This is a genomic window from Rhizobium sp. LARHSG275, assembly GCF_052871115.1.
Map to the genome: position 1 here is coordinate 128,290 of NZ_JBIXJN010000008.1, position 26,251 is coordinate 154,540.

At 60.6% G+C, this 26,251-nt stretch carries 21 protein-coding genes and 1 pseudogene; 16 read left to right on the forward strand and 6 right to left on the reverse strand.

Annotation, left to right across the window (positions count from 1 at the left end; translation table 11 throughout):
* The first annotated feature begins 36 nt into the window (after nucleotides 1-36).
* Nucleotides 37-1,110 (forward strand): hypothetical protein, encoded by a 1,074-nt coding sequence (locus ACIPSK_RS12725; protein ID WP_162116491.1) that lies wholly within the window; start codon nucleotides 37-39, stop codon nucleotides 1,108-1,110.
* Between the two features lie 150 nt (nucleotides 1,111-1,260).
* Complete coding sequence (locus ACIPSK_RS12730) at nucleotides 1,261-2,391, forward strand: DUF2333 family protein (protein ID WP_162116492.1); 1,131 nt, start codon at nucleotides 1,261-1,263, stop codon at nucleotides 2,389-2,391.
* Nucleotides 2,392-2,422: 31 nt separating this feature from the next.
* Here the strand turns inward: ACIPSK_RS12730 and ACIPSK_RS12735 are convergent, their stop codons facing one another.
* A complete protein-coding gene (locus ACIPSK_RS12735; protein WP_162116493.1) occupies nucleotides 2,423-3,418 on the reverse strand; it encodes a LacI family DNA-binding transcriptional regulator in 996 nt (331 codons plus the stop codon).
* Nucleotides 3,419-3,596: 178 nt separating this feature from the next.
* Between ACIPSK_RS12735 and ACIPSK_RS12740 the strand changes: the two genes are divergently transcribed.
* The 5 genes from ACIPSK_RS12740 to ACIPSK_RS12760 all read left to right on the forward strand — a co-directional run bounded on the left by ACIPSK_RS12740 (nucleotide 3,597) and on the right by ACIPSK_RS12760 (nucleotide 10,635).
* Entirely contained in the window at nucleotides 3,597-6,341 is a 2,745-nt protein-coding gene (locus ACIPSK_RS12740) for a glycoside hydrolase family 2 protein (protein ID WP_162116494.1), read from the forward strand.
* A gap of 47 nt (nucleotides 6,342-6,388) precedes the next feature.
* Nucleotides 6,389-7,483 (forward strand): ABC transporter ATP-binding protein, encoded by a 1,095-nt coding sequence (locus ACIPSK_RS12745; protein ID WP_446532937.1) that lies wholly within the window; start codon nucleotides 6,389-6,391, stop codon nucleotides 7,481-7,483.
* A gap of 76 nt (nucleotides 7,484-7,559) precedes the next feature.
* Nucleotides 7,560-8,819, forward strand: a complete 1,260-nt coding sequence (locus ACIPSK_RS12750; protein WP_162116496.1) for a hypothetical protein — start codon at nucleotides 7,560-7,562, stop codon at nucleotides 8,817-8,819.
* A 44-nt stretch (nucleotides 8,820-8,863) separates the two neighbouring features.
* A complete protein-coding gene (locus tag ACIPSK_RS12755; RefSeq protein WP_162116497.1) occupies nucleotides 8,864-9,757 on the forward strand; it encodes a carbohydrate ABC transporter permease in 894 nt (297 codons plus the stop codon).
* A 95-nt stretch (nucleotides 9,758-9,852) separates the two neighbouring features.
* Nucleotides 9,853-10,635, forward strand: a complete 783-nt coding sequence (locus ACIPSK_RS12760) for a carbohydrate ABC transporter permease (RefSeq protein ID WP_050561851.1) — start codon at nucleotides 9,853-9,855, stop codon at nucleotides 10,633-10,635.
* 51 nt (nucleotides 10,636-10,686) lie between these two features.
* Here the strand turns inward: ACIPSK_RS12760 and ACIPSK_RS12765 are convergent.
* The 3 genes and pseudogenes from ACIPSK_RS12765 to ACIPSK_RS12775 form a co-directional block, all read right to left on the reverse strand.
* Nucleotides 10,687-11,118 (reverse strand): annotated as a pseudogene (locus ACIPSK_RS12765) (diguanylate cyclase); the annotation flags it as partial.
* A 43-nt stretch (nucleotides 11,119-11,161) separates the two neighbouring features.
* Nucleotides 11,162-11,887, reverse strand: coding sequence for a helix-turn-helix transcriptional regulator (locus ACIPSK_RS12770; RefSeq protein WP_017965378.1), 726 nt, complete (start codon nucleotides 11,885-11,887; stop codon nucleotides 11,162-11,164).
* 89 nt (nucleotides 11,888-11,976) lie between these two features.
* Complete coding sequence (locus ACIPSK_RS12775) at nucleotides 11,977-12,363, reverse strand: hypothetical protein (protein WP_168724739.1); 387 nt, start codon at nucleotides 12,361-12,363, stop codon at nucleotides 11,977-11,979.
* Here ACIPSK_RS12775 and ACIPSK_RS12780 point away from each other — a divergent pair.
* Together ACIPSK_RS12780 and ACIPSK_RS12785 are read left to right on the forward strand one after the other, a co-directional pair.
* On the forward strand, nucleotides 12,353-13,867 hold the full coding sequence (locus ACIPSK_RS12780) for a hypothetical protein (protein ID WP_246709694.1): 1,515 nt from the start codon (nucleotides 12,353-12,355) through the stop codon (nucleotides 13,865-13,867). The two genes, ACIPSK_RS12775 and ACIPSK_RS12780, sit on opposite strands and share 11 nt — an antisense overlap.
* Nucleotides 13,868-14,066: 199 nt before the next feature.
* Nucleotides 14,067-15,746: a formate--tetrahydrofolate ligase gene (locus tag ACIPSK_RS12785; RefSeq protein ID WP_162116499.1), complete on the forward strand. Its 1,680-nt coding sequence runs from the start codon at nucleotides 14,067-14,069 to the stop codon at nucleotides 15,744-15,746.
* Between the two features lie 24 nt (nucleotides 15,747-15,770).
* On the opposite strand, the gene ACIPSK_RS12790 is transcribed toward ACIPSK_RS12785, so the two are convergent.
* Nucleotides 15,771-16,763 (reverse strand): extensin-like domain-containing protein, encoded by a 993-nt coding sequence (locus ACIPSK_RS12790; RefSeq protein ID WP_017965375.1) that lies wholly within the window; start codon nucleotides 16,761-16,763, stop codon nucleotides 15,771-15,773.
* Between the two features lie 209 nt (nucleotides 16,764-16,972).
* Between ACIPSK_RS12790 and ACIPSK_RS12795 the strand changes: the two genes are divergently transcribed.
* From ACIPSK_RS12795 to queF, 6 genes are all read left to right on the forward strand, one after another.
* Nucleotides 16,973-19,225, forward strand: coding sequence for a TonB-dependent hemoglobin/transferrin/lactoferrin family receptor (locus ACIPSK_RS12795; protein ID WP_162116500.1), 2,253 nt, complete (start codon nucleotides 16,973-16,975; stop codon nucleotides 19,223-19,225).
* 266 nt (nucleotides 19,226-19,491) lie between these two features.
* Nucleotides 19,492-21,681, forward strand: a complete 2,190-nt coding sequence (locus tag ACIPSK_RS12800) for an anthranilate synthase (RefSeq protein ID WP_017965373.1) — start codon at nucleotides 19,492-19,494, stop codon at nucleotides 21,679-21,681.
* 121 nt (nucleotides 21,682-21,802) lie between these two features.
* Entirely contained in the window at nucleotides 21,803-22,042 is a 240-nt protein-coding gene (locus ACIPSK_RS12805; protein ID WP_026154259.1) for a hypothetical protein, read from the forward strand.
* A 15-nt stretch (nucleotides 22,043-22,057) separates the two neighbouring features.
* On the forward strand, nucleotides 22,058-22,729 hold the full coding sequence (locus ACIPSK_RS12810) for a DUF2161 domain-containing phosphodiesterase (protein ID WP_017965371.1): 672 nt from the start codon (nucleotides 22,058-22,060) through the stop codon (nucleotides 22,727-22,729).
* A gap of 307 nt (nucleotides 22,730-23,036) precedes the next feature.
* Entirely contained in the window at nucleotides 23,037-23,951 is a 915-nt protein-coding gene (emfA, locus tag ACIPSK_RS12815; protein ID WP_017965370.1) for a CDF family cation efflux transporter EmfA, read from the forward strand.
* Nucleotides 23,951-24,415 (forward strand): preQ(1) synthase, encoded by a 465-nt coding sequence (gene queF, locus ACIPSK_RS12820; RefSeq protein ID WP_026154258.1) that lies wholly within the window; start codon nucleotides 23,951-23,953, stop codon nucleotides 24,413-24,415. Before emfA ends, queF begins: the two co-directional genes overlap by 1 nt.
* 124 nt (nucleotides 24,416-24,539) lie before the next feature.
* Here queF and ACIPSK_RS12825 read toward each other — a convergent pair whose 3' ends face one another.
* Nucleotides 24,540-25,316 carry a DUF2076 domain-containing protein gene (locus ACIPSK_RS12825; protein WP_017965368.1) on the reverse strand — a complete coding sequence of 259 codons (777 nt, stop codon included), beginning with the start codon at nucleotides 25,314-25,316 and terminating at the stop codon, nucleotides 24,540-24,542.
* Nucleotides 25,317-25,595: 279 nt separating this feature from the next.
* Here ACIPSK_RS12825 and ACIPSK_RS12830 point away from each other — a divergent pair, with 279 nt between their 5' ends.
* On the forward strand, nucleotides 25,596-26,180 hold the full coding sequence (locus tag ACIPSK_RS12830; protein ID WP_017965367.1) for an ATP-dependent Clp protease proteolytic subunit: 585 nt from the start codon (nucleotides 25,596-25,598) through the stop codon (nucleotides 26,178-26,180).
* The last annotated feature ends 71 nt before the right edge of the window (nucleotides 26,181-26,251 follow it).

Consider the following 26,251-nt stretch of genomic DNA (forward strand, 5'->3'; position numbering starts at 1 on the left):
GACTAGCTTGAGCAGGAGATTCCCTGGAGAGATCAGGTGCGCAAACCCCCGCCATTCGATAGCCAGTACGAAGCTGCAGGCAGCTTTGCCGAGAGGATTGCGGCCGAGGGAGCCTATTGCGTGGCGGCGATCGGCGCCTTCAGCGGCGAGGAAACGCGGTCGGCCGACGAGGTCTTCCTGGAACAGAATGCCCGCTTCAAAGCCCATATCGCCGACGCTGCGGCGCTCGACGCCCAGCTGGCCGAGCTGGTCTTTTCTCTTGACCGGCTGACGGCCGAGGTTTCTGCCGATCTCGATAGTTTCCGGGGGCTGACGCTGCGTGAGAAGATGGCCGGCTGGGTGTCGCGCCAGCGGATGTGGCGCATGTATACCGAACGTGTGCGCGAGGCGCCGGTCATCGAGCGGCTGCTCGAACTTTTGAGGAAATCGGACGCGCTTGCCAGGCTGATCGCCGGCCAGCGCACCTCGCTCACCGAACGGCACAGGGCAGCCGAACGCAACCTTATCGACATTGTCGAGCAGCGGCGCCGGCTGGTCGTTTCCATCGATATCGCCCGCCTCAAGATGAAGGAGCTCAATGCCAAGGCGCTGACGACGCAGGGCCGGATCGGCGTCTATGGCAACAGGGCGCATTGGGAGCAGATGGAGGCGGAACGGCGGGCGCTGAAGGCGGAGGCCGAGCGGATTTCCGCCGAAGAGCACGAGATGCGAGACGACAGCCAGCGGCGCGAGCGCTTCATCGGCCTGTTCCAGGCCTTTGTCGATTCGCTGAACGGCCGGATCGCCGCCTGCAACGTGCTGCTGTGCAAGCTGTTGATAGACGTCGAGGAGCGGCTGATCATCTACCAGGCGCAGGTCGATACCGACAGGCCGGGCATGAAGGCGAGGATCAAACCGGAGCTCTTTCCCGATATCGCCACGCCGATCAGGCTGTTCGAGAAGGGCATGCTGGTCGCCCAGGATCTGGAGCGGCGCAAGAGCCGCGCCGATCTCGAATTCACAAGAAGGTTTCCGACCTATGCCGAACCGCCGTCGGAAACGTTGGGAGCGCCTCTGATCGATACGGCGCGCAGGTCCTTGCGCTTCCGCCTGCCTTTCCTGCGCTCCTGACCGGCAGGGCGCGGGCAATACGCCTCTTGCACAATGCTTTCATTCCGAAAAATCGAAGGGCTCGTGTTGTGCTCGGCCCATCGAGCGCATATGTGGGATGCAGCGGGGCGGCAATGTCCCGATGTTCGCCTCGCCTGACAGGAGACGACGATGCTTGACCGGATAGCCGGTTTTTTCAGGCTGATCGGCCAGACGATCGGCCGCTGGGCCCGCCTGTTTTCCGCCTGGGCTTTCTGGCCCCTTCTTGCCGCCCACGGCTGGTATCAGCGCCGGAGCTGGATGATCCGGCTGCCGGTCATCGCGTTCGTGGCGCTGCTGGTCGTGCTCTACGGTTATTTCTTCTGGCAGACGCAGGTCTGGACGAATTTCAACCCCGCCTTCGTCGACCAGTACCGGCTTTCCGAGCGCAAGGTCGCAGCCGGGCAGGACGTGTCGGCGGCCGACGGCGCGGCGGCGACGGCGCCGAAGACCTGCCAGCGCTCGGCGATCGTCGACGTCGCGGCCGATCTGACCGATTTCAATGTCGACCAGAACGCATGGATCTCCTCCATGCTGCTCTACAAGATGGGCTTCTTCGGCATCAACTGGGATCACACGCCCTTCCTCGACAACAAGGCGTCGTTCCAGCGCGGCGTCAACCAGGCGGTCCGGCGGACTTCGGCGGAGCTTGTCGACACGCTCGGACGCGTGCGCGGCACATCGGGCATCAACAACGACCTGCAGAGCGCGCGCGGCAATCTGCAGTTTGACGAAAACAGCTGGTATTTCGGGCTCAATCCCTTCGGGCCGAAGACGCCGACGCCTTCCTATTACCGCTCGGCGATCGGCAGCCTGCGCAAGTTCAACACCGATCTCGCCCTCTGCAATGTTGTTTTCGACGGCCGCGCCGACAATTTGATGCAGTTTATCGACCGCATTGCCAACGATCTCGGCGGCACCTCCGACATGCTCGCCGAGCGCTCGGAAAACCACAATCGCGGCTGGTTCGATACACGCGCCGACGACCGGTTCTGGTTCGCCTATGGCCAGCTCTATGGCTACTACGCGATCATGGCCGCCGCCCAGGCGGATTTCTCGCAGGTGGTGGCGGAACGCAATCTCGGAACGATCTGGGCCGGGACCATGCGGCAGTTCCAGGCGGCGCTCCGCATCCAGCCGGCGATCATCTCCAACGGGCGCGAGGACGGCTGGATCATGCCGAGCCATCTCGCCACCATGGGCTTTTATATTCTGAGGGTGCGCTCGAACCTCGTCGAGATCCGGTCGGTGCTCGACCGCTAGATCATCAAGTCGCGAAGAATCCCCACTTGCCTTAACGAGGCGGGGCGATGGAAGCGCGCAGGATTAACTGGCATTCCATCTTCAGCCGCACTGGTGTCCTCTTCGGCTGCGCCACCTTTTCCAGAAGCTCAGCCACCGCCCATTGGCCCATCTCCTCGTGCGGCAGTTTCAACGTGGTGAGTGGCGGCAGGATTTTTCGGGCAAGACTGTCATCATCGAAGCCGACGACGGAAATGTCTTCGGGGATTTTCAAGCCTCTTATTCTAATTGCATCATAGGCACCCATCGCCACCCGGTCTGAAAAACAGAATACCGCAGTCGGCGGGGACGGCAGGTCGAGCAACTGCAGCATTTTCTCGCGCCCGAGGTCGAGCGACCAGGCGCCGGACACAATCAGCTCTGGATCCACCGCGATATCGTAGGTGGTAAGCGCCTGGCGGTAACCGCTTAAACGATCTCGGGACGCTTCAAGCCGCTCCTTGCCCGCGTCGATCATGGCTATGCGGCGATGTCCGGCCTTGATTAGTGTCTCCGTCGCCGCAAAACCGCCGGCAAGATCGCCAGGAATGATCGACGAGAACTCGGCCCGCTGCTGATGGCAGTTCAAGAGCACGGTGGGATAGTTGGCAAGTTTGGAGGGCAGCACTGGCGCCAACTGGGTGATGAGGGTGGCGTAGACCACTCCGACGATCTGACGCCGGCCCAGATAATCGAGAATGACCTCTGCGAATTCGACCTGTCCGCCGGTAACGACGGTGATCGCCGCCAAGCCCCGTTCTTCTGCTGCCTCACGCACGCCTTCAATCAGCGGCGCGGCGTGATGCGAAGCCATCAGATCGTCGATCAAAAGCACGATGATGCCGCCGATCGGGCCATTGACGGGCGTGGTCTTCTGATAGCCAAGCTCCTCGGCCACAGCCAGCACATGACTGCGCATCTTCTCGGAAACGCGCTTGCCGGGTGCCTCGTTCAGCACCAGTGAAACCGTCGCGTGCGAAACGCCGACCTTTGCAGCGATGTCGGACATTGTCGGTCGTTTCGTTATTTTGTCGTTCACGCAGTTTCTCTCTCGGACAGTTGGCATGCACGTTAGAAAATCTAACGGACAATGTGAAGCGGCGGGCTTGCGGGAGTTACATTTTTAAGTTACGAAACCTGTCTGTAACTTATTTTGTGACTGCATCCAACTGGAAAGCTTGCGGCTCATGACCATCGCCTCCCGCCGTTTCGCCGACACCCATTCCGGGCCGCGTGCGCGCCTGTCTCTTGACGGGACCTGGGACTTTCGGCTGGAGGGACACGAGCCCGCGACGATTGCCGTGCCCGCTCCTTGGCAGGCGCACTTTCCGAATCTACGCGCCGCTGCGGGCGTGGCAACTTATTCGCGCAAGCTTGCCGTGCCGCAGAAGTGGCAAGGTCGTCAGGTGATCATGCATTTCGGCGCGGTGAACTATTTCGCCGAAGTATCGGTCAATGGCAGGCGCCTTGGCTCTCACGAAGGCGGCTATCTGCCGTTTGAATTTGTCATCCCCGCCGATCTGCTGGGCGGTGAAATGCGTCTTGACGTACGGGTCACGCTGCCGAGTTCTGACGGACAGGCTTTCCCAGGCTTTCCATTCGATGAAATCCCGCACGGCAAGCAGAGCTGGTACGGTATGTTGGGCGGCATCTGGCAGTCGGTCTGGCTGGAGTGCCGCTCTGAGGCGCATATCGCTCACCAGGGCATTCGCGCCGACCTCTCCACCGGCGGCGTGACGGTTGATGTCGAGCTGGCCGCGGCCTTCACTGGTGCGTTGAACATTAGGCTTCTCGACCGCAATGGCGCAGTGGCGGCGTCCGCCGAGCTTGCTCTCAGCGGCGCGGCACACGCCTCGGTCGCGCTCAAGGTCGCCAACGTGGAGGCCTGGTCGCTCGATGATCCCGCGCTTTACCGGGCTGTCGTCGAACTGCGTCAGGGCGACGTCGTCATCGATGCCGACGTCCAGGATTTCGGCTTTCGGACGTTTGAAGCGCGAGATGGAAAGTTTTTCCTGAACGGCCAGCCATTCTATATGCGCGGCGCGCTGGATCAGGATTACTATCCCGAGGGCATCTACACCCCGCCGTCGTTGGAATTTCTGGAAGACCAGGCGCGTAAATCGAAGGAGCTCGGCCTCAACCTCCTGCGCTGCCATATCAAGGTTCCCGATCCGCGCTACTATGATGTAGCTGACCGCTTTGGCCTGCTGGTCTGGACGGAAATCCCCAACGTCCAGACGTTCACCGAGAAGTCGGCGCAGCGCCTGCTCGATACGATGGAAGGGATCCTGCGCCGCGACGGCAACCATCCCTCTATCGTGATCTGGACCATCATCAACGAAGACTGGGGGACGCGTCTTGTCGAAAGCGCCGATCAGCGAAGCTGGCTGGACAACGCCTACCATTGGCTGAAAAAGAAGGACCCGACACGGCTGGTGGTGGACAATTCCGCCTGCATTCCAAACTTCCATGTCGTCTCCGACATCGACGATTACCACTATTACGCCTCGGTTCCGGAAATGGCGCGCGAGTGGGCCGATTGGGTTTCGGCCTTCGCCAAGCGGCCCGACTGGTCCTATTCGCCGAACGGCGATGCGAAACGGCGCGGCGACGAGCCGCTCGTCGTCTCCGAGTTCGGCGTCTGGGGCCTGCCGCATCCAGACAAGCTGCTGCAGGACGGCAAGGAGCCGTTCTGGTTCAGCAACGGACTGGAGTGGGACAGCGAAGGTGCGACCTATCCGCATGGTGTCGAGCAGCGCTTCCGCACCTTTCAGTTCGACAAGGTCTTTCCGTCCTTCGACTCCTTCATCGAGGACACGCAATGGCATCAGTTCAATGCCCTCAAGTTCGAGATCGAAGAAATGCGCCGCCATGCCTCGATCCAGGGCTATGTCATCACCGAGCTGACCGATCTGCACTGGGAAGCCAATGGCCTCATGGACATGGAGCGCAATACGCGCGCCTATCACAACCGTTTCCACGAGATTAACACCGACGTGGTCATCGTGCCGCGCATGCAGCGCTATGCGGCCTGGATAGGCGACACGGCCAGCATCGAGCTCGAAATCTCGACGGGCGGCAAGGCGCTGCCAGCGGCCGAATTGAGCTGGAATGTCGATGGTGCAGCCGCCGGCAAGATGGCGGTCGAAGCGGTGGATGCAACGTCAGTGTGCCGCCTGCCGGCAATTGAACTATCCTTCGCCGCAGAAAAAGCCGGCACTCAGGTCAGCATCCAGTTCACGCTGACCGCCGGCGATAAGGAGCTGGCACGCAACAGCCTCGATATCAGCGTCTATGCCCGCCGGTCCAAACCTGTGCTTTCGGTTTCGTCCGCAGAGCCCGAGATCGCGCAATATCTGACCTCCCTTGGCTATGAGGTCGTAAGCGCCGACAAGGCGCAGGTGCGGGTTGTGTCGACATTGAGCCAGGCCGATATCGATGCCATGGAGCATGGCGCCCATTACGTGTCGCTGGCCGATGTTGCGCCCCTGTCGTTTGGCAATCTGCGCAACGACCAGCCAAACTGGAATTATCCGAGCGGAGGCGATCGCGGGCAGCCCACGCCGCAGATGCGCGTCACCGAACGCAATGGCACCATCTGGAAGGGCAACTGGGTCACCGGCTTCAGCTGGGTGAAGCGTTCCGGAGTATTTGAACGTCTGCCGGGCGGCCCGCTCACCGACCTATCCTTTGTCGGCGTCAACCCCAACCGCGTCATCACCGGCTTCCGACCGATCCATTTCGACGGGCTGGTCCATGCCGGCACGATGGCGGGCTGGATTCACAAGCCCTGCGCGACCATTGCCGAACGGCGGGTCGGCTCAGGTCGTATCGTGGCCACGACCTTCGGCCTGATGCGCGAACCCTCTGGGGCCGATCCGGTTGCGGCGACCTTACTCGATTGCATCATCGAGACGGCCGCCGCGGGATAGGCCGTTTGTAGAATTGAACCGCCGCACATGACCGGGAGGAGGTTTAGGTGGCCAAGACAGATGCAGGCGTGACCATCCGCAACGTTTCCAAGAGTTTTGGGGCGGTGGAAGTGCTCAACGACATCTCGCTCGGGATAGACAGCGGCGAGTTCATCGTCTTCCTGGGCGCTTCCGGCTGTGGCAAGTCCACCCTTCTGCGCATGATCGCCGGGCTGGAGACGGTTTCGGGCGGCGAAATCTGGATCGGCGGGCGCCGCGTCGACCAGCTTGCCCCCGGCCAGCGTGACGTATCCATGGTGTTCCAGTCCTATGCGCTCTATCCGCATATGAGCGTGCGAGAAAATCTTGCCTTTGGACTGATCAATGTCGGTACGCCGAAAGCCGAGATCGCAACCCGCATTGCGACGGCGGCCAGGATGCTGGAGATGGACCATCTCCTCGACCGCAAGCCGGCGCATCTGTCCGGCGGCCAGCGCCAACGCGTTGCGATTGGCCGCGCCATCGTGCGTGAGCCAAAAGTCTTCCTCTTTGACGAACCCCTGTCGAACCTGGACGCCGGCCTGCGTACACGCACCCGTTTCGAACTGTCGCAGCTGCATGATCGTCTTGGCGCCACGATGGTTTTCGTAACCCATGATCAGATCGAGGCAATGACGCTGGCGACCCGGATTGTCCTTCTGAACAAAGGAAGGATCGAGCAGGTCGGCGCGCCCATGGATATTTATGCCCGCCCAAGCACACGCTACGTTGCCCAGTTCGTCGGCTCGCCGCCGATGAATTTCCTGCCGGCGGCACGGATTGAGAGCGGTCCGGACGGCGCGATTGTCACAACCGGCGGCGGCGTCGGGCTGCAGACCTCGGTTCCGTTCGACAGTTTGCCCGGTGCCAACCTCACGCTTGGCTTGCGGCCGGAGAGCCTGACGGTCTCGCCGCACGGCACGCTGAGGGGCAAAGTCGTCACAGTGGAGCAGATGGGCGACCGCTCTCTCGTCCACGCCGAACTCGCCGACGGGACGCAGGTCGTCGGCGTTGACGCCCCAATCACCACGGCCCGTGGTGGTTCCGAAATCGCGTTTGCCGTCGAAGGAGCGACGGCGATGCTATTTGATGAAATGGGCAAAGGGTATCACGCGGCCGGCTAGGCTGCCGCGCGAGACACTAAGGCCGCCCTCCGAAGGAGGTCCCGGCAGGAAAACCGATCATTCTGGAGGAGTGAGAATGCGTAACCTGTTGAAAACATCGATTGCGGCGTTAGCCGTCATGATTGCCTTCCCGGCATTTGCAGCCGAAAATGTCGTCTGGTGGGACTTTCTGTCGGGAGGCGACGGCGTGCGAATGAAGGCGCTGATCCAGCGCTTCAACGACGAACATAAGGACAAGATCCAAATCAAGGGCACCACCCTCGAATGGGGCATCCCTTATTACACCAAGCTGCAGACATCAACTGCTGTCGGCCAGGGACCTGACATCGCCACCTACCACCTGTCGCGCCTGGCCGGTGCGGTTTCGGCCAAGACCGTGTCGCCAATCGATCCGAACGAGCTTCAGGCTGTCGGTTTGAAGGACAGCGACTATCCGCCGAATGCAATCGCCGCCTCGACGGTCGACAATATGCGCTACGCCGTACCGTTCGACGTGCACGGTGAGGTGCTCTACTACAACAAGAATGTACTGAAGGAACTTGGAGCATTGGGCAAGGACGGCAAGCCTACCGGCATCGATACGCTGGAAGGCTGGCGGGCGCTGTTGGCCAAGGCCAAGGAAGCCGGCAAGAACGGCGTCGTCATCGCGTCGTCCAGCGGCGATTTGCGCGACATCTATACCTTGTTCGGCCAATTGGGCGGTCAATTGACCACCGGTGGCAAATTCCTGCAGGGCGACAATTTCGACAAGATGCAAAAGGCCTATGGCGAGGTCACCGATTGGGTGAAGCAAGGCTGGGCGCAGCCCTATATCGACCCTGAAACCATCACTCCGACCTTCCTGGCCGGACAATCCGCCTTCTTCTTGAACGGCAACTGGGAGCTGCCGACCATGGAAACCGAAGTGGCCAAGGGCAGCGGCTTCGATTACGGCATGGTGAACATTCCCGCCTGGATGGGCACGCCTGCCAACTGGGCGGACTCGCACTCGTTTGTCATGCCCAACAATGTCGGCGTGACCATGACGCCGGAAAAGCGTGCCGCAGTTCTCGAAGTCATCAGATGGATGAATGTGAACTCACTGGAATGGGCCGGCGCCGGCCATATCCCGGCTTATTTGCCGGTCAGCACGTCTGACGCCTATAAGGCGCTCAAGCCGCAAGCGGACTATGCCGCCATGGCGCTCAACGCCTTCTATATGCCGAAGACGCCGCTCACCGGCGCTGCGTCCAAGTTCGACGACGACTGGCAGAACATGGCGTCCGGACCGCTGAACGGCGACGGCGATCTGAAGGAGACACTGGAGACGTTCCGCGATCATATGAACTCTCAGTGACGTTTTCCTTCAACAGTCCCCGGCATAACCGAGGCAGGTGATAGATGGCTGCAGTCAGCAACAAGAAGCAGGACAGCCTGATTGCAGCGCTGCTGGTCGCACCGGCCGTCATCGCGTTTCTGGTGATCTTTGCCTATCCGACGTGGCGCATGGTGGCGATGAGCTTCACCAATGCGCCGCTGATCGGTCCCGGCGAGTGGGTCGGCCTCGACAATTACGCGCGCCAACTCTATTCGCCTCAATTTCAGAAGGCGCTTCTGAACACGCTGTACTTCATCGTTCTGACCGTCATTCCCGGCACGTCTCTGGCGCTGCTCGTTGCCATGGGGGTCAATCGTCTGACCGGGCGCATACAGATGTTGGTCCTGGCGTGCTTTTTTCTGCCTTCCATTCTGCCGGTATCGGTGGTGACCCAGATCTGGACCTGGATCGCAAACATGCAATATGGCGTCATCCAGAATGTCATCGGCCTGTTTACCGGCGGCCGCCCGCTGCCGGTGCTGCGTTCGCCGACCTATTTCATGCCCTCCGTCGCCGTCGTCACGATCTGGTGGACGATCGGTTTCAACATTCTTCTGTTTCTTGCCGCCTTGCGCAGCATTTCGTCCGACATCTACGAAGCGGCGGCGCTCGACAATGCCAGCCGCTGGCGGGTGTTCTCAAAGATAACCTGGCCGCTGATCTGGCCGGTGACAGCGTTGGTCCTGACGCTGCAGCTGATTGCGCAGTTCAAGATCTTTTCGCAGCCGTATCTGCTCGGCTATTTCGCCCACACGCCGGCTGACGCGCAATCCGTGGTCATGACGGTCATCTACGACCTCGCCTTCAAACAGAACAAGGGCGGAGAAGGTGCAGCCGTCGCTACTATTCTGTTCATCATCATCCTGATTGCCTCCGTTTTCCAATATCAGTTCCTGCGGGCGCGAGGTGAAAAATGAGCGTTCTGGCAACCGATCAACAAGCGGCTCTGGCGCGGACGAACGGTAGCATTGCCGCAAGCAATTGGAGCGGCCGCGCGCTGACTGCTCTGGCCGTGCTCGGGGCGCTGATCTGGTTCTTCCCGCTTTACTGGGCGATCGTGACTTCGCTCAAATCCGACACTGAGGTGGCGAGCCCAGCATCCGGGTTGTTACCTAAAGAACCGACGATCGAGCCCTATCTCTACGTGATCGACCGCTCCAGTATCGTGCAATGGTATATCAACTCGGTCGGCACATCGACGATCATTGCGTTGGTGGTGCTGGCAGCCAGCGTCTGCTGTGCCTATGCCTTGAGCCAAATTCACTTTCCCGGCCGCCGCCTGATCTACGGCGCGCTGATTGCCTCGGTGATGGTCCCGGCGGAGGCGCTTATCATCAACCATTTCGTGCTGATGAACTCATTCGGGCTGATCAATAGCTGGGGCGGCATCATCATGCCGCAACTCGTGGTGCCATCGGTCATTATCATCCTCAAACAGTTCTTCGACCAGATCCCGAAGGAATTCCGCGAGGCGGCGATGCTCGACAATGCGGGCCATTTGCGAACGTTATGGAAGATCTATGTGCCGATGAACTGGGGCGTGATCATCGCGCTTGGTATCACGACCTTTATCGCGGCATGGAACAATTTCCTATGGCCGTTCCTGGTCGCGACTTCGGACGCCACAATCACCATTCCCGTCGGCATCACCCAGGTGAAGGACGTCTTCGGCGTGCGCTTTGCCAAGGACATGGCTGCGGCGGTATTGGCCGGTCTTCCCGTAGCCATACTCTACCTCCTCTTTCAGAAGCAGGTCACGCGCGCCATCATGCTCTCCGCCGGAATAAAGGGATAATGGGGCTTCGTGGGCATTTCTGTAATAACACCCTAGAGCGCCGCCCAAGTCGACGACACGCAGTTTTCCGACGAATTCTAGGTGATGCCGACGATGCCGCCGCCGATTTCATCGTCGCGGAAGCGGCCGACGCTGCGCACCATCTTGTGGCCGCCAAGCCGGTTGTCGACGCGATAGACGAAATGGAAGCCGACGCCGTGAAGGCTCGCCTCTTCGAAGGTTTGGGAGATCAGGCTGCGGTCCTCCTCGTGGATACGCGACGTTAGCTGTCAGGTTGATAGGGCCGTCGCTGTAGGGGAGGTCGAAGATCGCGTGGACGTCCTCGCTTGCAAAGAAATGTCCTGTCTCGATACCGATGCGCCAGAAGCCGAAAAGACGATAGGCAGCAAGCATCTGGACAACTTCCGCATCGGTGATGCCGATGTGAGCGCGGGATTTCTCTGTCTTGTCAATGACGGGCTGTTCGAAGTGAAGAGGCGCGATTCCCGCAGATTACGGGACGACGTGCCGACTCTCTTCCGATTCCTCAGTTGATCAGCTTCAATCGAATTGCCTTAGCTACCAACTGGGTGCGGTTGACGCAATCGAGTTTTTTGATCGCGTTCGTCATATAGGCGTTCACCGTATGGTCCGAGAGCGTCAGGATCTGGCCGATTTCGATCGAGGTCTTGCCCTGGGCCGTCCAGCGCACAACTTCTAGTTCACGGTTCGATAGCGCGTTATGCGCGCATTCCTCGTTGCGCTTGACTGCATTGTATGCATCGAGTGCATGGAGAATGATCATTGCCAGCTCATTGATCTCGCTCTGGCCGAGTGCGGCGCGGTCGCCGCAGAACCAAAAGACCAGGCGCTGGCCGTTGGCTGCAATGGTCGGCATGGCAACACCCGCCGGTATGGCATGGCGCAGCATCAGGGCACGAAGTTCGGCGGGAAAGGCCTGGCCATTGACCGCGTCGTTGAGATGCCAGGCCGGCGGCACAACGGACTGCCTCAGCCTTAGGCCGAAAGGGCAGCCGCGCATCATGTGGGCGTGGTCGAAATCCCTGATATAGGCGGCCGGAAGCGAGCTCTCGATCAGCAGGGGTTTCAAGAGAAGATCTTCGGGGGAAGGAGCGTGCATCAGCGTCGCATGCGACAATCCGAAGGCTGTGGACACTCTGCCGAGCGCCTGCGCAAACAGGCTGCGGGTTCGAGCGGTCGAAAGCTCTGCCGAAAGCAATGACTGTCTTTCAGAGGTAGTCATGTAAGACATTTGTACGCCCCCGCCAGCCGCAATGTTAACGCTATCAAACACGGAAAGCCGGCCGGATGCTAGTCCCAATTGACTTAACGCCGGCCGATTTACTCACATTGTGTAAAATTATTGATAGCAGATCGCGCTTTAGTTGAGTTTCGACTTGCGGATATACCGTTGTGGTATCTTTGATTTCCTCCGTGCGCATCGTCATGGGTTTCGCGCAGTGATGTAGGAAGAGAATCACCTTGGGAGAGAGCCTGGCGGCAACACTTGTCGAAAACCGGCTTGCTGGCGATCAATGCAATTGCTAAGCGTCTTACAATGTATAATTGAGGCAATTCAATCGTGCGCTCTGCGATTTCTTTTTCAGTGAAGTCCCTATTTTCCCTGATATTACTTGTTTTATTATTTCTAACCTTGCCGATAGGAGCGGCAACCTCGCAGGCTGCCGGGCAGAAGAAGCAGGCAGGGCAGCCGCCGATGCGCTTCATCCTCGTGCGCAGTCTCCTCTGCATGGAAGACTGTCCGGAATGGATATCGGCAGAGGGACGCATAACCTCCGATACGCCGGCCCAGCTCCGAAAAATTCTGAAGAAGATCGGCGATCGGAAATTGCCTATTGTCCTGCTTTCGGAGGGTGGCGAAGTAGACGCGGCCTATGCAATGGGCCGAATGATCCGCAAGGCCGGACTGGAAACAGCGGTCGGCGGCACCCGGTTGAAGGATTGCCCGGCGGAAGATATGCGTTGCGATGCTGCTGTCGCGAAGGACGGGCCCTCGCTTGGTGACGCCTATTCCTATGGTGCATACTGCTTTTCCGCTTGTCCACTGGTGTTCGCCGGCGGGACCGTGCGTGCGGCGCCGCAATGGGCTTTCATCGGCGTCCACCAGATCACGACCATTTATAACAAGGTGCGCGTTTCCTATCGCATCGAATACAAGATCGTGAACGGCAAGAAGACGGAAATCTCCCGCAAGGAGGTTGGGCGCAAGTCAGCGGGGCAAAGCAGTTCGACCAAACTTGGAAAGAAGGCAGCCGCTGCCCTGACAGTCTATCTGAAAGAAATGGGCGTCAGCGCCGATCTCATCGGTGTGATGATGAGTGCGACACCTGACAAAATCAATGTCGTACCGCCCGAAGACGCACTTCGAATGGGTCTCGCAACGGACGTGCTGGCGTATAACGAATGGCCCGGCATGCCGCTTTGCGCGTTGGATGCGGCGGCTGAGGCTGTTTGTCACCGCCGTCCGGCGACCGAGGGGCGGGCGCAGGATGCGGCGGCGATCACCAGCGAGACTCCGGCGGAAAATCGGCCGATGGATTTTCTGCTGCTGTATGACGGCAATTGCCAGGACGAATGCACACAGTGGATTTCTGCGGAAGGAGACATCACGCCGGAGACACCGGCTCAGTTCAAGGCAATCTTGAAAACGCTTGGCGAAAGAAAGCTGCCGGTCGTCCTTCAGTCTAATGGCGGGGACATGGATGCGGCTTTCGCGATGGGGCGTATGATCCGGGCTGCTGGCCTGGAGACCTCGATTGGCAGAACGCGGTTGCCGAACTGCCCGACGCTGGATCCGCGTTGCAAGGCGAGCATGGCAAAAAGCGGCCCGACCAAGGGCGAGGTCTCTGCCGGCGGCGCATACTGCCTTTCGACCTGTGCTCTGGTCTTGATCAGCGGAACGCCGCGGCTTGTCGGATACTCCGATATCGGCCTCGCCAGACCCACGACGGCTGAATATCCAAAATTCTTCGCCTATTTCGATGAGATGGGTGTCAGTTCCGCGACATTCGAGACGATGATGCTTGTGACATCGATCGAGCAAAAAACCATACCTCGTTCTCAGGCGCTCGAGCTTGGCCTCATCAATGGTATCATCCCTTATGGTGACGAACCCGGCTATCGCCTGTGTGGACCTGATGCCAAGCAAAGTCTTCGATGCCCCAGAAAAGCTGAAGCAGGGATCGCTCCTGCTGCTGCTTCGCTAAATTGATATCGGAATGCGGAACAGGCACAGCTCAGCGTTTCGCGTCCCGCTGCCGCTTGGTCAAGCTCCGAAGGCGCCCGTGCCGCCCGCTAATCCTTAACTGACGCAAGGCGCAGCACTATTCACACCCCGCCGATATTTCGCTATCTCGATCAAGAGAAAAACAACGGCTCCGCGCCCGCGGATGTCGGACGGGGGAACATCCATGCCATCCATCAAATCCGATATCGAAATCGCGCGCGCCGCGGCCAAAAAGCCGATCTTCGAGATCGGGGCGAAACTCGGCATTCCGGTCGAGCAGCTCGTTCCCTATGGTCACGACAAGGCAAAGGTCAGCGCCGAGTTCATCGCCGCGCAAGCGGGCAAGAAGGACGGCAAGCTGATCCTCGTCACCGCAATCAATCCGACACCGGCGGGCGAGGGCAAGACGACGACCACCGTCGGGCTCGGCGACGGCCTGAACCGGATCGGCAAGAAAGCCGTCGTCTGCATCCGCGAGGCCTCTCTCGGCCCCTGCTTCGGCGTCAAGGGCGGGGCGGCCGGCGGCGGTTACGCGCAGGTCGTGCCGATGGAAGACATCAACCTGCATTTCACCGGCGACTTCCATGCGATCACCTCGGCACACAATCTGCTGGCGGCGATGATCGACAATCACATCTACTGGGGCAACGAAGAGAATATCGACATCCGCCGCATCACCTGGCGGCGGGTGATGGACATGAACGACCGGGCACTCAGAAGCATGGTCTCCTCGCTCGGCGGCGTCGCCAACGGCTTCCCGCGCCAGGGTGGGTTCGACATCACCGTCGCCTCCGAGGTGATGGCGATCCTCTGCCTTGCCACCGATCTCAAGGATCTGGAGCGGCGGCTCGGCGACATCATCATCGGCTATCGTTTCGACCGGACACCGGTGCATGCGCGCGACCTGAAGGCCGACGGCGCCATGGCGGTGCTCTTGAAAGATGCGATGCAGCCGAACCTGGTGCAGACGCTGGAGAACAATCCGGCCTTCGTGCATGGCGGCCCCTTCGCCAACATCGCCCATGGCTGCAACTCGGTGACTGCGACCAAGACGGCGCTGAAGCTCGGCGATTATGTGGTGACGGAAGCGGGCTTCGGTGCCGATCTCGGGGCTGAGAAATTCTTCGACATCAAGTGCCGCAAGGCAGGGCTGAAGCCGCATGCGGCGGTCATCGTCGCGACCGTCCGGGCGCTGAAAATGAATGGCGGGGTGAAGAAGGAAGATCTCGGCTCCGAGGATGCCGTGGCGCTGAAAAAGGGCTGCGCCAATCTTGGCCGGCACGTCGCCAATGTGCGCCGGTTCGGCGTGCCCGTCGTCGTGGCGATCAACCATTTCGTCTCGGATACCGAGGCCGAGATCGCGGCGGTCAAGGAATTCGTCTCGAGACTTGGCGCCGAGGCGATCCTCTGCCGTCACTGGGCGCTGGGTTCGGCCGGCATCGAGGACCTGGCGCACAAGGTGGTGGAACTGGCAGAATCCGGGCAGGCGAAATTCCAGCCGCTTTACGGCGATGATCTTTCGCTGTTCGAAAAGATCGAGATCGTCGCCTCGAAGATCTACCATGCGGGCGAGGTGACGGCCGACAAGGCGGTGCGCGACCAGTTGCAGACATGGGAGGAACAGGGCTACGGCAAGCTGCCGATCTGCATGGCGAAGACGCAATATTCCTTCTCCACCGATCCAAACCTGCGTGGCGCGCCGGAAGGCCACATTGTCACCGTGCGGGAGGTGCGGCTTTCGGCGGGAGCGGGCTTCGTCGTCGCCATCACCGGCGAGATCATGACAATGCCCGGCCTGCCGAAATCACCGTCGGCGGAGCGGATTTTCCTGAACGATCAGGGTTATATCGAAGGTTTGTTCTGATGCGGTCACGTCCTACCGGGATGATTAGTGACAGTAGCGATAGCCGCCCTTCCTCTCGATCATGTCGAGATGGAAATGCGTCTCATGGGCGGCGTCGCTTTCGGGGTCGAGGACGGTGGTGAAATAGAGGCAGCCGGCGGCGCTGACGGTGCGCTGGAAGGCGCCGGTCAGCGTCGGATCCTCGCGGCGGGAGCGGACGGCAACATCCTCGCCCTTTTCGAAATGGAAGCTCGCAATGTCGATGGCGTTGCCGCGGGCATGTTCGGAGATCTTGCCGGTTCCAGCGCCGTTGCGCAGGCGGCACATATAGGCCGTTGCCTGGTTTACGGTGGTGATGCGGCCCTGCTCCGGCAGGGCGGCGGAGGCCGCCGGGATGACGCTGTCTTTCATCCAGCGGGCAAGGGCAAGCGCTGCCGGACAGCGGATCGTCGCCTCCGGCTTCAGCTTGATGCCGGGCAGGGCTTCGGAGACGATGATCGGCTTGTCGATGCCGCAGCCATTGCCGTCATCGATGCGCGGCGCGTCCTTGAAGACGACACCCAGGGCCTGAAGCGCAGCCGTGCATTCGGCGTGCTCGGCATCGCTTTCGGGTTCTATCGTCAGGTGTTGCTCTTCCAGTGTCTGCTCGCCGGGCGGCTTACCTTCTTCAGGGCTGCCGGGCGGTCGTGGCGGACCTTGCATCTGCACTGTCGGCCCGGGCTTTGACGGTGCGGCCTGCGGCGCTGGCGGCTGGCTCGGCACCGGTGCCTCCGGATCCTTTAGATCGGGTTTCGGCTGAGGGGCCGGGACCTCTTCGGGCGCGGGCGGTTCCGCCTTTTCCGAGGATGGGGAAGTGGGGTTGGTCGCCTGTCCGGCATCTGGCCGAGGTTCGGGCATCGGGCCTTGCGGGGGCAGGCGGGCGCCGGCAAGAAAGGCGCTAGCGGCGAAGAGGATCGCTAATATCGAATGTTTTCTCAACGCGTCCGATTCCTCGTGTCCGTGGCCAAAGACAACGCATGAGGGCGTTTTTCGTTGCAATTGTGCAACGTCCTTGAAGATCGCTAAAACTTGATTGATAATTCAACATAAGGCGGTCAACTTATGTTGACAATATTACTCATGTTTTTTAAGCGGCGAAAAGAAGGCGGAATTCTGCTCCGCCTTCATCCGCAAAAGCCTAGCCAGCCCCTCGAGCGTGCGACACGCCACGACCAGCCAGCCCGGTAATCATCATTAGAGGATAGGTTATGATCGTCCGGCATTGGCGCTCGGTTCTATTGGTCTGCACGGCAGCCACAGTTGTTCTTCCTGTTTCGCAGTCTTTTGCGCAAAGCGCTCCGGCAGCCACGCCGCAAGCCGCGACGGATGACAGCACCGTCCTGGAGAAGATCGTCGTCAAGGGCAAACGCGTGGCGCCGGGCAGCGTCGCCGACACGCCGCTGGCGACCGAGATCACCGCCAAGCAGCTGGAAGAAAAGCAGGTCACCAATTTTGACGATATCGGCCGCAGCGTCGATGCAGGCGTAAATTATTCGCGTGGTGACGCAGGCTTCAACCTGCGCGGCCTTTCCGGCGCGCGCATCCTGACTACCATTGATGGCATTCCGATCCCTTATATTTCGAACAGCGCGCGCCAGGGTGCTTTCGCCCTCAGCAACGCCAACGGCGGCGGCGACACCTTCGATTTCGATTCGCTGTCCTCGCTCGATATCGTGCGCGGGGCAGATTCGAGCAACGGCGGTTCCGGCATGCTCGGCGGCGCCATCGTCCTCAATACGCTGGAGCCGGAGGATCTTATCCCTGAAGGCCGCGACTGGGGCGCGATCGTCAAGTCGACCTATGACAGCGAAGACCGCAGCATTTCCGGCTCGGCCGCCGCAGCCAAGAAGATCGGCGGCACGTCGATCTTGTTTCAGGGCGGTTACCGCAAGGGCCATGAACGCGACAACATGGGCGACAATGACAGCTACGGTCGTTTCCGCACCGAGGCAGATCCGGCTGATTTCGATCAACACAATCTGCTCTTCAAACTGCGTCAGGAGCTGGAAGGCGGGCACCGCATCGGCCTGACGGCCGAGCGTTTCCGTCGCGACCTGCAGACCGACCTGCGTGAACAGCAAGGCACCGGACGCACCTATATGATCGGCAACTACGACGGTCGCGAACTGCGTGACCGCGATCGCGTATCGCTCGATTATGATTATGAGGCCCAGTCTTCCGACGCATTCTTCAGCAGTGCGCGAGCCACGCTCTATTGGCTGGATTTGAAGAAGGAATCCGGCAGCAAGGGCCGTACGGCAGCGAATGTGGCTTATGGCCGTAACAACGAGATCGAAAACGAAACCTGGGGCTTCAGCGGCACGGCGACGAAGGATTTCGAATATTCCGGTCTCAGCCACTCCGTTCGCGTTGGCCTCGATGTCGGCGTTTCCAGCTGGAGCCAGTATAGCTGGGCACTTTGCCCCACACCGACGACCTGCCCCTCGCTGAACAACCAGGCGGAAGTGCCCGATATCGACAGCCAGAACCTTGGGCTGAGCTTCGAAGACAAGATCGAAATCGGCAATACCGGCTTCGTGCTGACACCCGGCTTCCGCTTTGACTGGTTCAACTACAATCCCTCAACCGGCGGGAGTTTCGCAAGCAATACCGGGCTTACCCGTTTCGGGGACCTGAACGACCGAACGGAAGCCGGCCTGTCACCGAAGATTCTTGCGACATACGACCTGACGCCTGACGTGCAGCTCTATATGCAGCTGGCAGTCGGCTTCCGCGCACCTACCGTGGACGAACTCTACAGCCGCTTCTACAACCCGACGGGCCGCTACGCCCAGCTCGGCAATCCCGATCTTGAACCCGAAATCGGCCGCGGCGTCGAAATCGGCGCCAATTTTGACACGGGCGATTTTACTGGTCGGGTCGCGGCTTTCCACACCCGCTACCAGAACTTTATCGAGACGGTGACGAGCATCGATGCGACCGGCTTCACGACGTTCAACTACGCGAATGTGTCAGCGGCCACGATCTCCGGTATTGAAGCCAGCGCCGTCAAGACGTTCAACAACGGCATCAATCTGCATGCGTCACTTGCCTATGCCTATGGCAAGAACGAGGATACCGCCCAGCGCCTGCGCTCGGTGGCGCCATTCAAGGCGATCGTCGGCGGCGGTTGGAGCAACGAGACTTTCGGCTTCGATCTTTCTTCTACGCTTTCGGCCGGCATGCTCACCGACCATCTCAAGACGCCCGTCACCAACACCGCCGACACAACCTTCGATGCGCCCGGCTACGCAATCGTCGACCTGACCGGCTGGTGGACGCCGGACCAAATGCCGGGCCTGCGCGTGCAGGCAGGCGTCTACAACATCTTCGATCAGGAATATTTCAACGCGCTCGCCGTGCGCGATGTCAACCTGAGCTCGGCGACGGCGTCCCAGCCGCGGGAGTGGTATTCGGAGCCGGGTCGTACGTTCAAGGTGTCGCTGACCAAGACCTTCTGATCGCGATCACGCTTTCAGGGCTGGGGATGGGCGGCTTTCGGGCCGCCCTTTTCATTCCCGCATTCGCCTCTTGCGCAATGGCTGATCTCAGGCTAACAATTTTCTCCATGATCAAGTCCTTGAACATTGCAGTTTGGTGGTGGGTTCGCTAAGTCGGCCTCGACCAATCGTGTTCAAAGACGACGAGTGAGCCGCCCGAAACTTCGAGGCGGCTTTTTTTGTTTTATGGCCGCCTGTCGTCCGGGCCCCGATAACGGAGTGGAACAATGGTAACGATCCTGCGGGATGATGGTGCGGAAATCTACGAGACCAAGGGCGGCATATCCGTCACGCGGCAGCGGCGGGCGATCCCCTACGGCGATGCGGTCTCTTCCTATGTCGACAAGCTCGACGAGCGCCGCGGTGCGGTGTTTTCGTCGAACTACGAATATCCGGGCCGCTATACGCGCTGGGATACTGCCGTCGTCGATCCGCCGCTCGGCATCTCCTCCTTCGGGCGTGACGTCTGGATCGAAGCCTATAATGAACGCGGCGAAGTGATCCTCGGCTTCGTGACCGAGCGGCTGAAGACGGTGTCCGACATCGTGCTCGGCGTGTCCTCCGCCCGTCGCCTCGACCTGACCGTCAAGACGCCGGACCGGGTGTTTACCGAGGAAGAGCGCTCGAAGATGCCGACGGTCTTCACCGTGCTGCGCGCCGTCACCGACCTGTTCTATTCGCAGGCGGATGCGAGCCTCGGGCTCTACGGCGCCTTCGGATACGACATCGCCTTCCAGTTCGATGCGATCGATCTGAAGCTGACGCGGCCCTCAGACCAGCGCGACATGGTGCTCTATCTGCCGGACGAGATCCTTGTCGTGGACAACTACGCCGCCAAGGCCTGGGTCGACCGTTACGACTTCGAAAAAGGCGGCGTGTCGACCGAGGGCAAGGCCCAAGATATCGCGGCGGAGCCCTTCAAACACACGGATGCCATTCCGCCGAAGAGCGATCACCGGCCGGGCGAATATGCCGAGCTCGTCACCAAGGCGAAGGAAAGTTTCCGCAAGGGCGACCTCTTCGAAGTCGTGCCCGGGCAGAAATTCATGGAGCGCTGCGACAGCAAGCCGTCCGACATTTCCAAGCGGCTGAAGGCGATCAATCCGTCGCCCTATTCCTTTTTCATCAATCTCGGCCATCAGGAATATCTGGTCGGCGCCTCACCTGAAATGTTCGTGCGCGTTTCCGGCCGTCGCATCGAAACCTGCCCGATTTCGGGCACGATCAAGCGCGGCGACGATCCGATCGCCGACAGCGAGCAGATCCTGAAGCTCCTGAATTCGAAGAAGGACGAGTCCGAGCTTACCATGTGCTCTGATGTCGACCGCAACGACAAAAGCCGCGTCTGCGAGCCTGGTTCGGTCAAGGTCATCGGCCGCCGGCAGATCGAGATGTATTCGCGCCTTATCCACACGGTCGACCATATCGAAGGGCGGCTGCGCGACGACATGGACGCCTTCGACGGTTTCCTCAGCCACGCCTGGGCGGTCACTGTCACCGGCGCCCCGAAGCTCTGGGCGATGCGCTTCATCGAGAGCCATGAAAAGAGCCCGCGTGCCTGGTATGGCGGGGCGATCGGCATGGTCGGCTTCAACGGCGACATGAACACCGGCCTGACGCTGCGCACCGTGCGCATCAAGGATGGTATCGCCGAGGTGCGTGCTGGTGCGACGCTGCTCAACGATTCCATTCCTGAGGAAGAAGAAGCCGAAACAGAACTGAAGGCCTCCGCCATGCTTTCCGCCATTCGAGACGCCAAGACGGGCAATTCCGGCAGGATCCAGCGCGACGTCGCGAGCGTCGGCAAGGGCGTCAGCATCCTGCTCGTCGATCACGAAGACAGCTTCGTCCACACGCTCGCCAATTATTTCCGCCAGACGGGGGCGACGGTTTCGACCGTGCGCACGCCCGTTCCGGAGGAAATCTTCGACCGGCTGAATCCGGACCTCGTCGTGCTGTCGCCAGGACCTGGAACGCCCAAGGATTTCGACTGCAAGGCGACGATTAAGAAGGCGCGGGCGCGCAACCTGCCAATCTTCGGCGTCTGCCTCGGCCTGCAGGCGCTCGCCGAAGCCTATGGCGGGGAGCTGCGCCATCTGGCGCTGCCGATGCACGGCAAGCCCTCGCGCATCCGCGTGCTGGAGCCCGGCATCGTCTTTTCCGGCCTTGCCAAGGAGGTGACGGTCGGCCGCTACCACTCGATCTTCGCCGATCCCTCGACGCTGCCGCGCGAGTTCATCATCACGGCGGAAAGCGACGACGGTACGATCATGGGTATCGAACACGCCAAGGAACCGATTGCCGCAGTGCAGTTCCATCCTGAGTCGATCATGACGCTCGGTGGCGATGCCGGGATGCGGATGATCGAAAATGTCGTGGCGCATCTGGCGCGCAGGGTGAAGACGAAGGCTGCGTGACGGCAATTTCGCCTGGCCCTTCCTATTGTGGGAAGGGCCAGGCATCAGGCCGTCGGGCCGCGACTTGACTTCTTCCGGCAAATCAGAACATTTCAGGAACGATCAATCGGAACCTGTCGCCGTGGCCAATGCTGAAAAGTTCATCGTTCTCCCTTATCGCAAGAGCCGCGGCAATCTCGTGCCCGGCGAAATACGCCAGGCATCGAACTCCGTCAGTGCGGAAAAGATCGCCTCGGCGATGGCTGAGCGTTTCGTCGGCGTGGCGGCCTATGCCGTGATCGTCGATGAAGAAACCGGCGACATGTCGTCGCCGCGATTGCTTGCACGATATGGCGAGATTGCCGATCTCAACGCCGCCTGAGGCGCCGTTTTTACCATGGAGACGTCGCTCTACCTGCCGGTCAAAGCTTTCCTGGAGGCGGCTGGTTATGTCGTGAAGGGCGAGGTCGGCGGATGCGATCTCGTCGGCTTGAGCGGCGCCGAGCCGCCGGTCGTGGTGGTCTGCGAACTGAAACTCTCCTTCAATCTTGAACTGCTTCTCCAGGCGGTTGACCGCGCGGCGATGAGTGATGAAGTCTGGGTCGCGGCCCGCGTTTCCGCCAAAGGTCGAGGGCGGGAGGCCGACAAACGATACCGCGACCTCTGCCGGCGACTTGGTATCGGCATGCTTGGCGTCTCCGATGGCGGCGAGGTCAGCGTCATCGTCAGCTCCGTCTCGCCTATGCCGCGCACCAATCCGAAGCGGCGCTCGCGCCTTGTCAGGGAGCATCAGCGCCGCCGTGGCGATCCCGCCGTCGGTGGCGGCTCGCGGGCGCCGATCATGACCGCCTATCGCCAGCAGGCGTTGCTCTGTGCGTCGGCACTCGATGGAGGGCTCAAGCGGCCGCGAGATATGAAGGCGCTTGTGCCCAATGCCGGCCCGATCCTGCGCGACAACGTCTACGGATGGTTCGAGCGGATAGAAAAGGGTGTTTACGCCCTGACGTCCGCAGGACGGGCTGCTCTTTTGCGCTGGCCGCAGCCTATCCTTTCCGACCCGGCTCCTTGAGCCGGCGCAGTACCGAGCAACGGGGATCGCTCGACGAGCGTTGCTTTCCGGCTACTGCATAGCCCCTTAAAGCGGAATCGATTTGAGCATTAATTCAAAGTGTTACGGCGTCTTTTACGCGTCCGAAAGGATGCGCGGCGCTGTAAGGCCGGCAACGCTTGTGAACGGCGTGTCATTCCCCTTTGACAAATCCTCCGTCATCGCCCATATCACCCTAGACTGAACCGCCTGCGCGACATTCGCGTGGGCGGTTTTGCGTTTCAACGGCTTAAAAGCTGCAATTCATTCGCAACCGCAGGGGGACGATATGAGTGACGACGGCGATCTTACGGTTCGGAAGCTGGCGATGTGGGGGATTCCGCTGTCGCTCGGCGTCATGGGTCTGAAGATGGTGGCGTGGTGGGTCACCGGGTCGGTGGCGCTGCTGTCGGACGGGCTCGAATCGTCGGTCAATGTCGCCGCCGCCTTCATTGCCTTCTTCGTCATCCGCTACGCGCAGAAGCCGGCCGATCACGACCATCCCTTCGGCCATCACAAGGCGGAATATCTGTCTGCCGTCACCGAGGGCGCGCTGATCATCGTCGCCGCCCTGCTGATCGTCAACGAAGCGATCGGTTTCCTCGCCGAACCACGCATGCTCGATGCGCCGGTACTCGGCCTTACAATCAATTTCGCGGCCGGCGTCATCAATGCGATCTGGGCGCGGCTGTTGATCCGGACGGGGCGCCAGCACCGCTCGGCGGCGCTCGCGGCGGATGGGCTGCACATCATGTCCGATGTGGTGACCTCTGTCGGCGTGCTCGTCGGCCTGCTGCTGGCGCTGGCGACGGGCTATGCGATCTTCGACCCGATGCTCGCCATCCTCGTTGCCGTCAATATCCTCTACCAGGGGTGGAAGGTGATCTCGCAATCGATCGGCGGCCTGATGGACCAGGCGGTCGAGCCGCAGGAGGAGGAGGCGATCAAACAGGCGATCGCTACCCACGCCGAAGGCTCAATCGGCGTGCACGACCTGAAAACGCGACGTGCGGGTAAAGTCACCTTCATCGATTTTCACATGGTGGTGCCGGGAGCGATGTCCGTTCGGCAGGCGCATGATATATGCGACCGCCTTGAGGATGCCATCAGGGCGGTGCACGAGGGCGCCACTATCGCAATTCATGTGGAGCCGGAGGGCGAGAAGGCTCACGGCATCCGCGTCAAAGTCGTCAAGGAGGCATGATGCCGAATACCGATGTTTCCAGCCTGTCGATGCTGGGTCAGCAAACCGAAACCGCAAGATCACCGGAAGAGGCAGTGCTTGAGAAAGTACCGTCCAACCATACCGGCACCGATTATGTCGTGCGCTTCACCGCGCCGGAATTCACCTCGCTCTGCCCGATGACCGGGCAGCCGGATTTCGCCCATATCGTCATCGACTACATTCCAGGCGAATGGCTGGTGGAATCGAAGTCGCTGAAGCTCTTCCTGCATTCCTTCCGCAATCACGGCGCTTTCCACGAGGATTGCTCGGTCTACATGGCCAAGCGCATCGTCGAACTGCTCGATCCCAGGTGGCTCAGGATCGGCGCCTACTGGTATCCGCGCGGCGGCATTCCGATCGATGTCTTCTGGCAGACGGGCAAGCCGCCGGAAGGCGTGTGGCTGCCGGAACAGGGCGTCGCCACCTACCGCGGCCGTGGGTGAGCCGCGGTCGGGCAAAGCCCGAGCAATCGATCCAGCGAATCGATTGCAGCGGCGAACGCCCTGAGCTTAAGCGAAGGGCCGGGATACGGTGCGGCAACCGCTGCCCGTCTCCAACCGCCAAACCTCACACATCCGTAACGTCGTCACTGGACGAATCGTCCGTGTAGTCGTCGCCGTCGTCATAATCGGCCTGCTGCACATTGTCGTTGTCGTTATTATCGGCCGCATTGTCGGAGGCCTGGCGGGTGTCGTCATTGCCGTAATAATTGTTGATGACGGTTTCCTCGGTGGGCGCGCTGGCATTGCCAAAGGGGTTGGCGCCGAAGGGCGAGCCCCAACCGAGTGAGGACATGTGATTGCCGAAGATCCCGCTCAGCGAATTGGCAAGCAGCATGCCGCCGGCAACGCCGGCTGCCGTGCCGAGCGCGCCGCGCAGGAAGCTGCCGCCGGCCGACGGCGCATAGGCCTGCTGGCTCCAGGGGCCGGTCGGCTGTTGCTGCTGCGGCTGGCGGCCATCGCGGTCATAGCCGCGTGAATCGTCATAGGCGCGGGACTGCTGACCCCAGGGACCGGGATTGGAGGGGACGGGTGCCGGCTGCTGCGTCTGGGTGTTGCCGAAGATCGAACTCAGGAAGCCGCCGCCCTGTTCGGCTTGGCGGTGCTCGCTCGCGCCGGCTTCCAGTTGGCGGACATGCTCTTCGAGTTCCTTGATATGATTGGCGGCCGCTTCCAGTCCCTTTTCCTGAACGATGACGGCCTGGGCCAGATAATAGGTGGCGGACGGCTGTTCGCGGGTCGCCTGTTCGATCAGGGCCTCAGCGTCGCGGTCGCGCGGCTGGGCCGCTGCGATGCGCACACGGTCGAAGAGGGCGGTCAGCAATTGGCGTTCTTCGGGTGACATGTTCTGCCTCCTGTTGGTCCGGAGCACTCTCGTATCCGACCGGACGCGTAAAGCGCTCCATGGTTTTTCGGTGCAGCTATCGCTGCGTGAGGTTGAGGTAGGAACCGATTCAGGCTTTTCAAAGCCTTTCACCGTTACATTTCAGTAAGGCTTGCAGAACGGCGCGCGGCTTCTTAAGGATATCTCCATCGCTTCGGTGCCTTGTGTTTTTCACACATTGTTTTAGGCATTGAGTCGCACTATGTGCGGGGAAGCCGAATTCATCTCCAAGAGGTTCGAATGAACGACGAAGACCAGGACGACAAGACGAAGGAACTGCCGCTCGGCAAGGAAACGGAGGCGAATCTTTTCAAGTCGCGTTCGATCTTCATCTACGGACCGATCAATCAGGAATTGGCGCAGAAGGTCTGCTCGCAGCTCGTGGCACTGGCCGCGGCCAGCGACGAGGACATTCGCATCTATGTCAATTCGCCCGGCGGCCACGTCGAATCCGGCGATTCCATCCATGACATGATCAAGTTCATCAAGCCGAAGGTCTGGATGATCGGCACCGGTTGGGTCGCCTCCGCCGGCGCGCTGATCTATGTCGCCACTCCGAAGGAGCGGCGCCTGTGCCTGCCGAACACGCGCTTCCTGCTGCATCAGCCCTCCGGCGGCACGCGCGGCATGGCATCCGACATCGAAATCCAGGCGCGCGAAATCATCAAGATGAACGAGCGTCTGAACAGGATCATGGCAGAGGCCACCGGCCAGCCGCTCGACAAAATCGCCAAGGATACGGACCGCGACTACTGGCTTTCGGCCGAAGAGGCGAAGGAGTATGGCCTCGTTTCGCGGATCGTGACGTCTCAGGCCGATATCTGAGTTTTCTCAGCCAAGGCTGCCGAGAACCCGCCCTTGCCTGCCGATCGCAGGCGAGGGCGCTTTGTTTTCGG